Here is a 13,986-nt window from a genome sequence, read left to right on the forward strand (position 1 = left end):
CGAGGAAATCACTGAAAAGCATGGTGAGCCCTGATGAAAAGCGTAAAGTATTGCGCAACGATTTATAGTGGTGGACAGCGGAACGTGGTAAATATCATAAAAGCATGGACAAATATGAACAGGTGTTGTGCGATGAGATAAGCAGGATTGTAGAAATTGTCGAAGACGCACTTTTTATGCTTTGAGGCAACTTATTTAAGTTAAACCTCACTTACCCTCACCTATCCCCAAGATCGTTGAACTCTCAAAAGAAAACGCCAAAGAAAACGCAAGAATTTCCTCGGAAAGTCTAGGTCGATTTAAAAAGCGGGTTATTTTTTAATGTGACATTTATAAATGTACATTCGAGAGCTTGACGATAGGTTGGCATCGTATTTTCCGAATATATGCGTGGTGTCACCGACAGCTATTTGAGCGACTTCATCACGCCAGCCATCTTTATTTTGAGGACAGTTTGAAAATTCTATGGACTCATAAGGATTATCCGCTGATTGCATAACAATCAAAGCGCATCCAAAATCGGTTTTTATCTCAGTAATCCTACCAATAACATCAATGGTATTGCCATCGTATTTATTGTCAAATGACACTTTGTTAGATTTAAAATTATTAAACCAATCTTCTACTGAATAATTTTGAACAAAATCATTTAGACCTACTTCGCCGTCGACCGTTTCAACGCTATCAGATTGTTTGATAGCATTTGTAATTTGCGCGGTATCATTCAGGTCGTCAGAAATTTTGTGTTTCCATCCAAGTTTTTGACATGCCCATGGTTCTGTTATTACGACAATTACTGTAACAACAATTGTTGCAATAACCAATACCAGGGTTCTTAATGTTTCATTACGAAAACGTTTAGGCGTTGAATTCATTTGAAGGTCTTTAGTCACCTTCAGTTCCAAAAGGTATTTAAAAAAATCAAGCGTGGAACTGTAGCCTACTGCGATCAAGGTACTGGTATACCCAAGGACAAATAGACTAAGCCCACGCCTGTAGCGTGAGCGTTAATCTTCATTCCTTGTCCTTTTAAAAATTACCAGTTTTTGACAGCAAGTGTGAAGCTAACGCTAAATCGTTATTTCAATATTTTTTTAATTCTTTATGTTTCCAATAAGCCAAATGGTTAAAGTAAGGCGCTAAGTTCCAAATTATTTTTCAACATTTTTCTATCAGCTCGAAATAGTGCTTTCTCGTTGTAAACCGAACAAAACCGAACGGTATCTAAACTAAATTTTTCTCAAAATGTGAATAATATTTCCAGGATTTTGAGTTTGCCGTATTTCATGGGAGTTAATAGGGTCAGGCGGAGCCCTATAAAAAAATTAAAAATGAAATACAATTACTACAACGAAGCACTTTATGTGGAAGTTAAAACCTTAAGTATTCCTGAATACTATAACAAAAAGGAAATTGAAGGAGAAAATGAAAAATTGCTATTCGATTGCTTTGAAAATGATGGCATCAAAGAACCTTTGATTATTAACAGCCATCCCAAAAGATTGGGCAAAATTATCAATGGCGTTAAGCGATTCGAGTATGCAAAGAGAAAGGGTATTGTTGACGTTCCGGTTTATTTTTTATATCTGGATGAAACAGACGAAAAGCGAATACACTATGAATTAAGTATTGTAACACGTGAATATTGTATAGCCGAAATAATAGAATATCTACAGCAAAAATGCCTTACCTACATTATTCCGAACGATTCGCAATCAAGAGAATTTGATGGACTCTTAAGACAGGCGCACAAAAAGTACGAGGCGGCACCAGAGGACAATCAAATCCGAAAATCCACATTTCCTTTGAGGCTATCCAGCGAATTCAAAAATTATCCTGAAAAGCTACAAAAAATGTACGGCTCTAAATCACAAAACGAAGCTATTGTCAAGCTTTTGACCGACGCGGTGGAAGGGAGGATTGTGATATGTTATTAAGAGAATTTGACTTAAAACTAATAAATATACTCGGTACTGAATTGATAGGTCAGCCAGTAAGCAACAACTCCTACAATATTTTGATCAAAGAAAGTAGCTTCATAAACTTAGAAAAGCATAAACCAATAGTCTACCTCGACTTAAACCATCAAAAATTTGACGAATTGGTACCCTTATTGGAAAAACTCGAATTTCAAAAATCAACTCGGAAAACGCTCGGCGATCGGAATGAAAGTATCCTGTTTGGAGCAGTAACAGCTAAAATTAACCATGACAATTTTTGTAATGTCGGTGCGACAATTTTACGGTCACCAAAGCTCAATCAATTGCTAAAAATAAAATATAGCACCATTGCTAATGAGATAATGAAAACATATTTAGAACAATGGCAAAAAATAGGAATGTCTGTATTTAAAAAAAGCGGTATTCATACAGATTGGCAAATGGCTGATACTTTTTGGACCAGCGGCATAATCAACAAAAACAGTCCACATAATTTTCACCTTGACAACGACAATTCAAGAAACGGTTATTCAGCAATGATCACATTAAAGCACAATATGTCAGGAGGATATATAGTGTTTCCTGAATATGCTCTTGCAGTTGAGGTATCCAACCGATCATTGATTTTCTTTTGCGGAAAAGATATTGTTCATGGTGTTTCTGATATTAATCTCAAAAAAGGAGGTTTTCGGTACAGTATGGTTTACTATACGACCGCAGATTTGAAATATTGTGACTCTTATGCCAATGAAATGAAGAAGGCTGAGATATGAGAAAGTCTACTATAAGAAACCAGCATAAAGTTATCCGGGAGTTGATAGCCAAAAATTTCAATGTATGCGAAGCCTGCTCAAGTGCCAAGATCGGTAGAACTCAATTTTACGCTTGGCTAAAAACTGATGAAAATTTCTGCAATGCCATTAATAATGCTATGAACATCCATTTGGGTATAGTCCAAAATCTGCATTTGCTAAAGGTATTTCAAAACGGCACGGTGCCAGATACCCAAAACCTCTTGTCACAAGTCGGAATTCAGATGAAAAGGTTCAAAAAATTACACAACCATTTGATTAATAATATTTTAAATTAAAAAGTACTTTAAAAAACAAAAAGTTCGCTGGAGATTAGCGAACCTAAATTAACAAATCATGAGACTTACATACTCTATAAAAACGGTATTGAGGCCTGACAAAATCAAGGCTGACGGGATGGTGCCTATATATTACTCTGTAAGAGTTGGGCCGTCTACAACTCGAATCCCAACTGGCAAGACCATTCTTTTGAAAGACTGGAATAAAGCAAGTTCATCACCAAAATTGAACTGTAAATTAAATGAATTATTGAATTCGTACTTATCAGCAGAAATGACAAAATGGAGAGTTTTTATGATGAGCCGGGAAAGTTTAAGCCAGGCAATCACCTTTACCATTGCAACATCCTATTTTGATCAAAACGCAAAACTAACATTTTTCACTTTTTGGGAACAACAACTTGATTTGTGGAACAACAGCAAGCGAGACAATACCTTAAAATCTTATCGTTCAGCTTTGAAGATGCTAAAATCATTTAATGGCAAACTGAACTTTGGAGACCTTACATATGACACAGTGCAGAAGTTGGATTTGTATATGGCGAATGTAAAGGGTAATGCAGTTGGCGGCAGATTCGTAAAGCACAAATGCCTGAAAGCAATGTGTAATGAAGCGATAAAAAAAGGGTATTTGACCAAGAACCCCTATATCCATTTCAAAATCAAAGCCTCCACCGGCAAAAGAAATTTCTTGAGTATTTCAGAAGTAAGACAATTGATGAATTTGGATGTCCCGGCAGAAGAGGTATTTCAACACAAAACTAAAGACCTGTTTCTGTTCAGTTGTTTTACAGGGTTACGTTACAGCGATGTGATGAATTTAAAATGGGAAGATATTAAAAATGACCCTTACACCATAACGCTCAAGATGACCAAGACTTCAAAACAAATAACCATACCTCTAACCGCTAATTCAAAAGCAATCATTGAAAAATATGGGAAACATATTATCAAATCACCACAAACAAAGGTTTTCCCTCAAATCGCAAATCAGGTACTAAATCGAAACATAAAAGACATTATGAAAAATGCAGGGATCAACAAGGACATCAGCTACCACTGTTCCAGGCATACTTTTGCATCCAATTTAATTGAAGCTAACACCAATATACTATTTATTAAAGATTTGATGGGTCATTCCCGTATCACCGAGACACAGGTATATGCCAAAGCTTTGGAAGCTGACTTGGTCAATTCGATTAATAATATGTCGGACATCTACAATTTTAGCCATGCAATTTGACATGGCGACAACTGCATCATCAAATAAATTAATCCATGCGACACATATCTACAAGAATCGAAACTCTAACCATGAAATTAAATCAATTATGACACCTCAAACGGCAACCAAAGCAAAATCACCATGTCAGACCCAGCTTACTCACCAGTTCAAAAGACAGCTTGAAAAAAAGTTAAAACGAATATATATCAACAAAGAATTTATTGAATTCATTGAAGAAACAATCAAAAAATTTCCGGTGAGAGATAAACTCGCCGCACTTTACTTTTTCAAAAAATTGGCAGTTCAACTATTGAGAGCACCTGATCCAGACCATTATAAAGCCTTTAAAGATGATTATGATAATGAACTCTCAGAAATAGTAGATGAGCAAAAGCATTATAATCCTGTAAGGTGGCTTAATGCAGAGATTGAATTTATAACAAATACAGCCGAGCGTTTGACAGCTGAAGATGTAAATGAACGGTTAAACGTAATGCAACATGCTAAACAAAGGTTATCTAAGCCCTGGCTGACCAAAGAAGATGTTATGGATCTGTTCAATATCAGTAAATCAACCTTGAACAGACGTGTAGCAGACGGCATGCCTGCCCACAAGAATGGGAAATTTGTTTATTTCTATTTGGAGGAAGTCAACGAATGGATGAAGCAAGAAGCAGCCTAAGTCCGAACGGAACTTAGGCTTTTTTCATGCTTTTTAATGACGAGGAGGAATGATCGTAACCTAAAATGAACGAAGGGCCAGGCGCGTAATTAAAGTATCACCCTCAACAAATTTCAGTGCTAAAAATGAATTTATACACTAAAACCATAAACAATGAAAAAAGCAAAAACACCACAAAACAAAGAGCACGCTAAACAGCAGCACTGTCCGACCTGTATTCGTTACGTAAAGTACAATGAGCGTTACCGGGATTACGTTTGCGATAAATGTATTAAACAAGCAGTAGACAAAGACGGAAATTCGATAGCGTTCTTTAATATCACGGAAAGCGGCCACGGAGTTCAAGGAAAATATATGGAAGGCGAGAAACTTTACAGGTCAACTCTTTGCATCATCAAAGGCGTTAAGTGCAATGCAGAAGAAGCCTACTTTGGGGGCATTGTTATAAGACCTGTAAAGAAGGAAAAAGGCAGCAAAACCCCCTCAGCTAAAGAAGTTGACAAAAAAGGTCTATCTGAAGCTTGATCCCGTAGCCGGAAGTTATTTTTCGGTTCACAGTTAAGAGGAGAAAAGGGGGATGGGGGGAAAAGTGGTGTTTGCGCCGCAGGCAGCCCTACTCTCTTCTCTCTCTCCGAAAAGTAAGAATATTTCTAAACCCTTACTGAAGAAGTGTGTTGAAAAAGGTTTATTAAGTGCGCGGAGCGTTCCTGTTAAAGCGCAAATCAGCTTGAAGTTCCTTAATGGCTCGAAATGTCAAAGCATAAACTGAAAACCATTGTTGCTTGCAATAGTAATTAATGGTTGAACCTGGTCAAAGAACCTTTCTTGGGTAAAATAATGTGGACTTAAAGCGGGGAACAAAGTCAAATAGTCTTCAAGAAAGCGATTCTTTGGTGACTTATAACGGATAATATCAACGGCCTCTTTTTGAAGCTTGAAGAATGGCAAAAAATGTTTGTCCAGAATTGGTAAACGATCACTCTTGCTACTATTGAAAGAACGATCCGCAGGTATCAAATTCCAAATCAGATCGTGAGAAACAAAAGCGTAAGGGACAAAGTGTTCAACAGCATAATCACCAAAAACAAGCTTTTTGTTGGTGTAAATGCAATCAACGCTACCAAGCTCACGAATAACAATATCCCAAAAATTTCTGCGCTGTTCAACCAATGCCTTTCTAACCGGCAGTTTAATTAGCTTGTTTGGTATGTCAGGCACATTGGGATTCTTGGCTTGTAGGTACATAGCCAAATTCCAGTAACAGAAATCTTTGAGCACCCGTGCGTTTGTTCGAAGGTATTCAATCCACGCCGGATTGATCTGAATTTGATCTTTGCTCAATGCATACAGACAACAGTTTGTAAAAGTCTTGGATAGATGATATGCTTCTTTCAAGTCATCTGCTTTGAACCAAGGGCTTAAAAAACGATGTGGGACTTCAGAGTTGAAATATTGTAATTCATGGATTGAACCTTTATTCTTTGATGTTGATAAGGTTTCCAAAATCATCTGCCTGGGCGCATCAATCGTCAAACCTTCAATTGTTTTCAAATTTTCTATGGCTTGTTGCAGTTTATCCTGCTTACCAAAAGAAACGTGGAAATAATTGACGGTAAACCAAGATTGCGCGATCATATCAGCGAAAAGCTCATGCTTTTGAATGGTTATCTTTCCATGCTCAACCTGATTAATTATTGATAAAAACCAATAGAATTTGTAGGTAGCTGATGTTTTGTTAAAACATGCCGCGAGTAGATTTATGGGTAAACTCTGATAATCAGGAAGATTCATTAAGTAAAAATACAGCTTAAATAAGATAACCTTAATGCGAGATCAAAATAGGGTGAAAACACGGGTTGACAAGACCAATCCATAGAGTTAACTTATTCGCCATTATCCAAAACCAAATGTCACAATTATTGAAGCGCCTAATTACAGTTAATGTAATCTTATTTGTTTTTAAGTTATCGGTTTTTGGCCAACAAATTCAACCGAAGACTCATCTGGATAGCCTTTACGTCACATATCCCTTAAAACCAAATTCAAAATGGCCTGAATTCCTTGAGTGGGACAATCCATATTTTAAGGCTATCATAGACCCAAAATTGCGTCAAAGTGTAGTTACTTATGGCGTTTTCACGGTACAGGAAGATGCAATGGTCACCAACCTCAAAATTCCCAGAAAAGGTAAATATGCCCGTTGGCATCCTTTCTTTGGTTATCCCAATGAAGATGCTTTTTATAAAGACATAAACAAAACACTCGTTAAACCTGACGAGTATTCCAAAGGGCATTATTCAGGATGGGAATTAAATGCCTACGCCGTAAACGGTGTTTTGTTGTCGGACACGTACGATTTTAATGAGGGGATCGAAAGACAGGCTCAAAATGAAGGAACTGAATTGCAAGTCGAATATCTCACCAGAGCTTTGGTAGGAAATAAAATGTTCGCAAAAAGAGTGCGCTATATTGGTCCTTCCTTTCCCCAGGTGCAGTATTGGAAAGGCTCGTGGGGTTCATTCAAACTTTTTAACGTTGACGGCATTTCTAAAAACTACAGTGCAGTTTATTGGAATCTAATCAAATATGGTAACGAGCTTCATGCGTATTGGTTTCCAAATGATCTGACTGCGACCGCCAAATTGGGTTATCAGCATTTTGAAATTCCGGTTGATTCATCTGATGTCAACAATAAGGGGCTGATTCAACGGCTCGGATTTGATCCTCAACAAGTTTTAAATTAACGATTTTAATGTTTCAAACCGATAGAAATTTTACCCATTGCTTTACCTCGCAGATGGAAATTACGCGTTTATACAGGAAAGTAATGGAAAAAAGGATTCCGGATAGGAATCGAACCCACTTACAGTAAGGGTCATATAAGTCTTGTTATTAAATTCGCCCCTCTATCGTCCCAATTAAATTAATAATTGAAATTGTAGCGCTTGCACATAAACTTGCATCTTTTTTTGAAGCGGTTCTTTTATGAGTTAATTCATTTGCCAAATCTAATGTCGCTTTGGCGTATCTTCTTAATGTTTCATTAGATGAGCCGGCAAACTCGACGTTGATATATGCTTCCAACATTCTTTTTGCGTCTGTCTTGCTGATGTCGGTTCCGTCAGTACTTGGATGCTTTTCTTTATTAAATACAGCTTGTGCTAAAGTGATAATTGTTTCCCTGCTCAATAGGCCGATGACCTGAAATTGCTCCTCTGTCTTGGCATCAAGTTGTCTAACCCTGATCTCATTTATAGCTCGCTCAATTCGTTCCCAATCTGATAAATCAACTGTTATATTTAATGAGTTTTGAGAAGGCGATTCAGTTAGCGCTCGCATCAATGTATCATACATTTCGGTAATAAACAAGCGCCTTTCGTGATATTTTGAAAATGTAGTACTCCATTTTGCATACCATTCCCATAAGTCCTGATATGGATTTGGATTTTTGCAGTTAAGTTTCTGTAACGCTTTATCAACAGCAACAAACTTAACTTTGTAAGCATCATTTACTTCTTGGATGCGTTGGCCACCTGTCGATACAGATATCATGGTATTTTTAAGGGATTCAACCTCCTTTAAGAGGGTCTCTTTGGTTGTGCTTCCATTGATTTTTCCCCAATCAATATTTTGTTGTGCTTTAGGCACTATCAAAATGCTCGTAATTTGCGCATGATCGATATGCCGAGTCGCTATATCAAATTTCTGGAGCAGCGTTGTTTCTAACTGCTGAATTCTGTCTCTTACTTTGACGAACACCTTCACCTCTAAGCTGACAAAAAGAGTAAAATAATCGATTCCTCCGTTCCAATTGTCGTGCCCAGTTTGTTCGACTGTAAGATTAGCACTTGAAAGAAGATTGTTTAATTCTGCAAGGTTATCAGCTTTTAATATTTCAGAAACAGTATAAAGTATTGGTCTAAAGTTATCTTGGTTGTCGAACATCTCTTATTTCTTACCCTAATTTATTCAATAAATTTAACATAAAATCCCTATAAAATACCGTTAAAACACGGGTTGCAGCATAACGGCATAACTGGTAGATTAGGCAAGTTATAAACCTTTTTATCACATTTATCATGTCATATAAATTTGTAAAACCTAGAGGACGGGGTGGATTCGGAATAGTAAACGTGGTGACGGATAATGCCGGAACCGAATGGGCTCAGAAAATTTTTAATTTTGATAAAACGCACCCCCTTTATAGTAATGCTTTAAGGAGATTTAAGAGAGAGGCAAAATATCAAGAGTCAATAGCCAATAAGAATATTGTTCCTGTAATTAGTCGCGACCTCGATACCGATCCACCATCATTTGTGATGCCTCTCGCAGAGGCATCTTTAGAGGAAGATATGAAAAATGGTATCGTTAACGCATCCAATTTTTTGGATGTCATCTTTGATATAATGTCAGGTTTAGAGGCAATCCATATACTTGGAATTTTTCATCGAGATTTGAAACCAAGCAATGTTTTGAGGTTTAAAGATCCATCTGGTGGAAGAGATTACTATGCACTTAGTGATTTTGGGATGATGTCCGTTAAGGAAACCAGTGTAACAACCATCACCGAGACCCAAATGCGTAAATTAAGCGATAGTTATACTGCCCCAGAGGTAGCAAATAGCTTAAAGGCGGCATCCGTACAGTCAGACATATACTCATTGGGGTGTATTATTCATGATTTTGTAGGTGGCAACAATAGGCAAATGGGCCACGAGATCAATGAAGGAGGGGCATATGGCGGAATTATGCTATCGTGCACGCGAGGTGATGTTTCTAAGCGATTCAAAAGTATTGCGTCAATGAGAGATTCTTTCAGTGATGTCGATCATGTAGCATACACTACCTCAACGCCAATTGGCCAGAAACTAAGTGAGCTACTTGCTCAAAATGACCCTTTATTATTGACCGAAGAAACTGTTGGCGAAATTGCTGATTTTTTAGAAAGGAAAACACCCGATTCGGTGGCTGTGTTTCATATGATGAATATACCGCTGATAGAGAAAATGATTACATTCCCTTATCAGGCACGACGGATCGCATTAATGTACGCAACTTATGTTAATCACGCGTCATTTGATTTCGCATATTGCGATATTGCTGCAAATAGGCTTAAGACCTTCATGGACAATTTAGAAATTGATGTAAAAGTGCAAGGTCTCTTAGCGTTACTTAAGATGGGAACCCGGCACAATCGATGGTTCGTTGAAGGGATATTTCAACGAGCATTAGACCACCGCGCCGATCAAGAACTCGTTCAACGAATGTGTATCGAATTTAGAATTAATGAAGATGAGTTTTGTCACTACATAAAGCATTTAATTCATTCTTTATCTACCTCGGTAAGTTCTTTTAATCCTAAATTAGCAGCGCTAATTCAGAGTAAATGTTACTAAGTGTTAAAGTCGTATATTAAATCTCTTACTGGTCCAAGACAAAATAACGAAGACTATCCTCTTTTGCGCGATTTTGGAGCACTTACGATAGCTTGTATCGCGGATGGGGTAGGCGGCAACAACTGTGGTGAAATAGCTTCTAAGTTATCCGCGGACTTGTTTTTTTCAGCTCTAAAGACGGCTGGCGCTGTTGATAATTTAAAAAACCTAATAATTGACATTGATGCCCAACTAAAGGATTATTCAAAAAGCCATCCCCTGTGTAGTGGAATGGCTACGACGCTATCGGCGTGTATAATTCAAGATCATTTTTTAAAAGGAGTTCATGTCGGAGATTCACGAGTGGTGATCTTGAGAGGAAACGGATTAAAACAGCTGACAGATGAGCATACTGAATCGGCAAGGCTTTTGAACGCAGGCATTATAACGAAAAGTGAATTTGTTGAACATCATCAAAGAAATATTTTAACAAGTGCTCTTGGCAGCAGTAGGGCTTTGGTTATACAGGAATTTGAATTTAAGCTTAATAGCCGAGATCGAATTATTTTAAGCTCAGATGGGTTTCATGAGGTCATAGGAAAATTAACGTTAAGAGACTTGTCACTGGCAAATATTAATATAGATGAATTTGGACAAGCTATACTTGATTTTCTCGAGAATAGTAAATTAAAGGACAATTGTACCTTCCTGCTATTAGAGGTAGAATAATTTAATGCTTGATCAATGCTGCAATTACGTTTTCAATTGTGTGTTCAATCCTTGAGGCACGCAGCTCGCATTCAAAAACCGTTATCACATTCCAATCGATAGAAGAAAGCTTTTGATTATTTGTACGATCGCGAAGTGTATTTCTTTCAATTTTATTAAGCCAATATTCTTTGTTAGACTCCGGAAGTATAGATCGTTTACAATTCTGATGGCCATGCCAAAAACATCCGTGAACGTTGATGACTGCACGATATTTCGGAAGCACTATATCTGGTGTTCCAGGTAGTTTCTTCTGATGCAATGTGAATCGAAACCCCAGTTTATGTAAACGATGTCGTAAGGCGAGCTCAGGCTTAGTGTTGAAGCTCTTAACCCGGCGCATTATATCGCTGCGTTTCTCTTTTGAAAAAGTGTCAGCCATATATTAAAACTTATTATGTAATTTCGCTATATCGCAACGTTAAATCTAACGATGTTATTTTCATTGTAGACATTGATCGCTTCTCCTACAAATTTCGCGAGGTTAACAGGCACGGCATTGCCAATAAGCTGTTCAAGCGTCGACTTGTTGGTGACAACCCATTTGAAGTCCTTTGGAAAGGTTTGTATTCGAGCCCGTTCATGGGCAGTAAGTGGCCGTACCTTCGAAACATCCTTTATGGCATCTCCATCATGGAACTGATATTTAGGCGGAATGGGGCGGTTTACGCCTCTTATAGTAGGGCTTGGTTCATCTACCGAAAAAATACCTCTGCGGGAATAGCTACGGGCGTGACGATAGTAATATTCGATTGGTAATTCTTCGCCAAAATATTCACGAATGGTCATGCTTTTCGCTCTCAAAGAATGTTCTAATGCTGGTTTGAGATAATCGTCTTGCTCATTCAACTTTCCGATTAGAAACATTCGTTTCCGCTTTTGTGGTACATTGCAATAACTGGCATCGAGAACAATTTCGGTTAATCCATACCCAGCGGATTTAAATAACCGTTTGGCATTTTGATAAATCTGACTTTTGTTAATGCGTTCAACGTTCTCCATTAAAAACCATTCGGGTAAAATTTTGGTCACAATCTTTGCATACGATTGAGTTAAATCGCCCCTTCCTCCATTTTCGTTGCGTTTACCGGCACTTGAAAAGTCCTGACATGGTGGGCCGCCTGCAATTAAGTCGGGTCTGAATTGTTTAATATGCGTAACTGCAGTATTAACATCACTTAAATCAAAATCAAATATCGGGTGGCTAAAATTTTCATTATAAACTGCAATAGCAGATTCCCATTTTTCATAGGCCGCTACAACATCCATACCTGCTTTAGAAAGGCCTAAGCTTAATCCACCGCAACCTGCAAATAAGTCAACTGTTCTCATTTTCGCGAATATTAAAAGCCTAATTAAATAAATTTGCCGCACTAACTAAAACCGCGTCAAATCTTCTTTCCGGCGACAACAATAATTGACCATCGCCAAGTATAATATTTCTGATTTCTTCTTTGGTGATCCTTGGTTTTATAAGCTCTTCCGAGAGCATCAGACGATTAGTCTTTTTACCTGGAACAGAAAAAGCCTTGTCATTTTTCATTGTATATGTTAATTTCTGCAGAATATCGTCATGATGAAATGTTCCTTTGATAGATACCTCATTCAACATAAAAAAAAGCTGTATTAGTGCTCTCATCGGTCGACTGATTTCAGTAGTAACATCAGCTGGCACCGCCGCCGCTTCACTCATAAAAAGTTTAGTAAAAGCTAAGTCCGACCAAACGAACACATCTAAACAATTATCCGCTAAGGTTGACGATTTACCAATAGTCTTCCAAATAGGCTGAATTAGCGCTGGTTTTTGAAGTGATGTGTTTTCCTTTATAAGGGCGCTCATTCTTTCCCAAATGTCCCCTAACCGAGGATTGACTTGTGCGGCTTCCATATAGCTTCCAACATTACCGAATCCGTTTTTGCCAAAGTACTTTCTAAGCCCTTCATGTCGATCTTTATACATAGCGGCCAAACTGCAAGCCAAAAAGTGTATTGAAGGCATTCGTATGACTAATTCGCTGCCCCACTGATCCTCACTAAACCTGAATGTGCTTTCGTCGGGTAACGTTGTCAATTTTACCTCGTATCCCGCTAAAATCTCTGATGTCGAATTATTCATTAGCATCAAATCTACCCGTGGAGGCGATCCAATCGAATAAGTCTGATACGGAGTATATGGGGATTCAAAGGAATAAAATAAATTATCGTCCACTGGACTTAACTGAAATAACGCCTCACCACTTATATAGTCTTTCACCAGGTTCCCATTTTCATCGAGCTTTAGATAAACACACGGCATTTTCTTGCTGTCCATATATGCAATTAGTCCTGCCGGAAATGATGAGTTGAAGTTGTTCTTACTCCAGCTATCTTTATCAGTAAAATCTCGATTGGAGTGCTTTATACCGAACAACGATGGTTTAGCCATTAGAAATATATTTGTTACGAAGATAATTTGTATCAGGCCTTCCGTGCAATCGATTTGTTTGCCTAAATATCAACATCAGCCAACTTGCTAACAAGGGGAAAACCGCTGCAATGATACTAATAAATTTAGTAATTTAGATGATGGATCACATTATTGCCCTCTTTCATCGAATAAGCCGTACGATGGTAAGTAATGGGTAAAATTCGACTGACATCGGATGCTTTTTCTTTGACGCGATTTGAGTCAGAATGGCCTCAAAACCCGGTAAAAAACATTAAATCGATATTCTCGTCGGGACCACTAAAATCAATACCAAAAAATGATAAAAACCTGCAAATCAAATGATTGCAGGTTTTTGTTTTTTGGTCAAAACGCCAAAATATGCACCAAAAGGCACCAAAAAGGTGAGTAATTCGGTGAGTACTTTTAGGCGAGACTACTACTCAACGAATTTCGTCTTAACGTCTTGATATTCAATTTG

General features: G+C 37.8%; 14 protein-coding genes. 8 read left to right on the top strand and 6 right to left on the bottom strand.

All coding sequences use genetic code 11. The features are described 5' to 3' along the window. Positions 1-311: 311 nt before the first annotated feature. The gene (locus VL525_RS15305; RefSeq protein ID WP_325387906.1) at positions 312-953 is read right to left on the bottom strand and encodes an OB-fold protein; all 642 of its coding nucleotides are present in this window, start codon (positions 951-953) and stop codon (positions 312-314) included. A 378-nt stretch (positions 954-1,331) separates the two neighbouring features. On the opposite strand from VL525_RS15305, the gene VL525_RS15310 reads away from it, so the two are divergent. The 5 genes from VL525_RS15310 (at position 1,332) to VL525_RS15330 (ending at position 5,462) form a co-directional block, all read left to right on the top strand. After that, on the top strand, positions 1,332-1,937 hold the full coding sequence (locus tag VL525_RS15310) for a ParB N-terminal domain-containing protein (RefSeq protein WP_325387907.1): 606 nt from the start codon (positions 1,332-1,334) through the stop codon (positions 1,935-1,937). Further along, a complete protein-coding gene (locus VL525_RS15315) occupies positions 1,928-2,713 on the top strand; it encodes a hypothetical protein (protein WP_325387908.1) in 786 nt (261 codons plus the stop codon). Before VL525_RS15310 ends, VL525_RS15315 begins: the two co-directional genes overlap by 10 nt. A 375-nt stretch (positions 2,714-3,088) precedes the next feature. After that, positions 3,089-4,273 carry a site-specific integrase gene (locus VL525_RS15320; protein WP_325387909.1) on the top strand — a complete coding sequence of 395 codons (1,185 nt, stop codon included), beginning with the start codon at positions 3,089-3,091 and terminating at the stop codon, positions 4,271-4,273. Between the two features lies 1 nt (position 4,274). Continuing rightward, positions 4,275-4,937 carry a helix-turn-helix transcriptional regulator gene (locus VL525_RS15325; protein ID WP_325387910.1) on the top strand — a complete coding sequence of 221 codons (663 nt, stop codon included), beginning with the start codon at positions 4,275-4,277 and terminating at the stop codon, positions 4,935-4,937. 153 nt (positions 4,938-5,090) lie between these two features. Next, positions 5,091-5,462 carry a hypothetical protein gene (locus VL525_RS15330; protein ID WP_325387911.1) on the top strand — a complete coding sequence of 124 codons (372 nt, stop codon included), beginning with the start codon at positions 5,091-5,093 and terminating at the stop codon, positions 5,460-5,462. Between the two features lie 228 nt (positions 5,463-5,690). Here the strand turns inward: VL525_RS15330 and VL525_RS15335 are convergent, their stop codons facing one another. After that, positions 5,691-6,728, bottom strand: coding sequence for an HNH endonuclease domain-containing protein (locus VL525_RS15335; protein ID WP_325387912.1), 1,038 nt, complete (start codon positions 6,726-6,728; stop codon positions 5,691-5,693). A gap of 116 nt (positions 6,729-6,844) precedes the next feature. Here VL525_RS15335 and VL525_RS15340 point away from each other — a divergent pair, with 116 nt between their 5' ends. Next, positions 6,845-7,681, top strand: coding sequence for a hypothetical protein (locus VL525_RS15340; protein WP_325387913.1), 837 nt, complete (start codon positions 6,845-6,847; stop codon positions 7,679-7,681). A 148-nt stretch (positions 7,682-7,829) separates the two neighbouring features. On the opposite strand, the gene VL525_RS15345 is transcribed toward VL525_RS15340, so the two are convergent. Then, on the bottom strand, positions 7,830-8,882 hold the full coding sequence (locus VL525_RS15345) for a hypothetical protein (RefSeq protein ID WP_325387914.1): 1,053 nt from the start codon (positions 8,880-8,882) through the stop codon (positions 7,830-7,832). Positions 8,883-9,016: 134 nt separating this feature from the next. On the opposite strand from VL525_RS15345, the gene VL525_RS15350 reads away from it, so the two are divergent. After that, positions 9,017-10,333: a protein kinase domain-containing protein gene (locus VL525_RS15350; RefSeq protein WP_325387915.1), complete on the top strand. Its 1,317-nt coding sequence runs from the start codon at positions 9,017-9,019 to the stop codon at positions 10,331-10,333. Beyond that, positions 10,334-11,041 carry a PP2C family protein-serine/threonine phosphatase gene (locus VL525_RS15355; protein ID WP_325387916.1) on the top strand — a complete coding sequence of 236 codons (708 nt, stop codon included), beginning with the start codon at positions 10,334-10,336 and terminating at the stop codon, positions 11,039-11,041. Position 11,042: 1 nt separating this feature from the next. Here the strand turns inward: VL525_RS15355 and VL525_RS15360 are convergent, their stop codons facing one another. From VL525_RS15360 to VL525_RS15370, 3 genes are read right to left on the bottom strand one after another with little or no spacing between them, the layout of a single operon-like run. After that, positions 11,043-11,462: a very short patch repair endonuclease gene (locus VL525_RS15360; RefSeq protein ID WP_325387917.1), complete on the bottom strand. Its 420-nt coding sequence runs from the start codon at positions 11,460-11,462 to the stop codon at positions 11,043-11,045. Between the two features lie 26 nt (positions 11,463-11,488). Further along, entirely contained in the window at positions 11,489-12,412 is a 924-nt protein-coding gene (locus VL525_RS15365; RefSeq protein ID WP_325387918.1) for a DNA cytosine methyltransferase, read from the bottom strand. A 19-nt stretch (positions 12,413-12,431) separates the two neighbouring features. Further along, positions 12,432-13,505 (bottom strand): HindVP family restriction endonuclease, encoded by a 1,074-nt coding sequence (locus tag VL525_RS15370; protein ID WP_325387919.1) that lies wholly within the window; start codon positions 13,503-13,505, stop codon positions 12,432-12,434. Positions 13,506-13,986: the final 481 nt, after the last annotated feature.

It is taken from the genome of Mucilaginibacter sp., from assembly GCF_035492695.1.
GTDB lineage: Bacteria > Bacteroidota > Bacteroidia > Sphingobacteriales > Sphingobacteriaceae > Mucilaginibacter.

Excerpts from the sequence above, each read along its gene's own strand:
- VL525_RS15340 (WP_325387913.1), top strand. The coding sequence starts at position 6,845 with ATGTCACAATTATTGAAGCGCCTAATTACAGTTAATGTAATCTTATTT.
- VL525_RS15370 (WP_325387919.1), bottom strand. The coding sequence starts at position 13,505 with ATGGCTAAACCATCGTTGTTCGGTATAAAGCACTCCAATCGAGATTTT.
- VL525_RS15345 (WP_325387914.1), bottom strand. The coding sequence starts at position 8,882 with ATGTTCGACAACCAAGATAACTTTAGACCAATACTTTATACTGTTTCT.
- VL525_RS15335 (WP_325387912.1), bottom strand. The coding sequence starts at position 6,728 with ATGAATCTTCCTGATTATCAGAGTTTACCCATAAATCTACTCGCGGCA.
- VL525_RS15320 (WP_325387909.1), top strand. The coding sequence starts at position 3,089 with ATGAGACTTACATACTCTATAAAAACGGTATTGAGGCCTGACAAAATC.
- VL525_RS15330 (WP_325387911.1), top strand. The coding sequence starts at position 5,091 with ATGAAAAAAGCAAAAACACCACAAAACAAAGAGCACGCTAAACAGCAG.
- VL525_RS15365 (WP_325387918.1), bottom strand. The coding sequence starts at position 12,412 with ATGAGAACAGTTGACTTATTTGCAGGTTGCGGTGGATTAAGCTTAGGC.
- VL525_RS15315 (WP_325387908.1), top strand. The coding sequence starts at position 1,928 with ATGTTATTAAGAGAATTTGACTTAAAACTAATAAATATACTCGGTACT.
- VL525_RS15350 (WP_325387915.1), top strand. The coding sequence starts at position 9,017 with ATGTCATATAAATTTGTAAAACCTAGAGGACGGGGTGGATTCGGAATA.
- VL525_RS15360 (WP_325387917.1), bottom strand. The coding sequence starts at position 11,462 with ATGGCTGACACTTTTTCAAAAGAGAAACGCAGCGATATAATGCGCCGG.
- VL525_RS15310 (WP_325387907.1), top strand. The coding sequence starts at position 1,332 with ATGAAATACAATTACTACAACGAAGCACTTTATGTGGAAGTTAAAACC.
- VL525_RS15325 (WP_325387910.1), top strand. The coding sequence starts at position 4,275 with ATGGCGACAACTGCATCATCAAATAAATTAATCCATGCGACACATATC.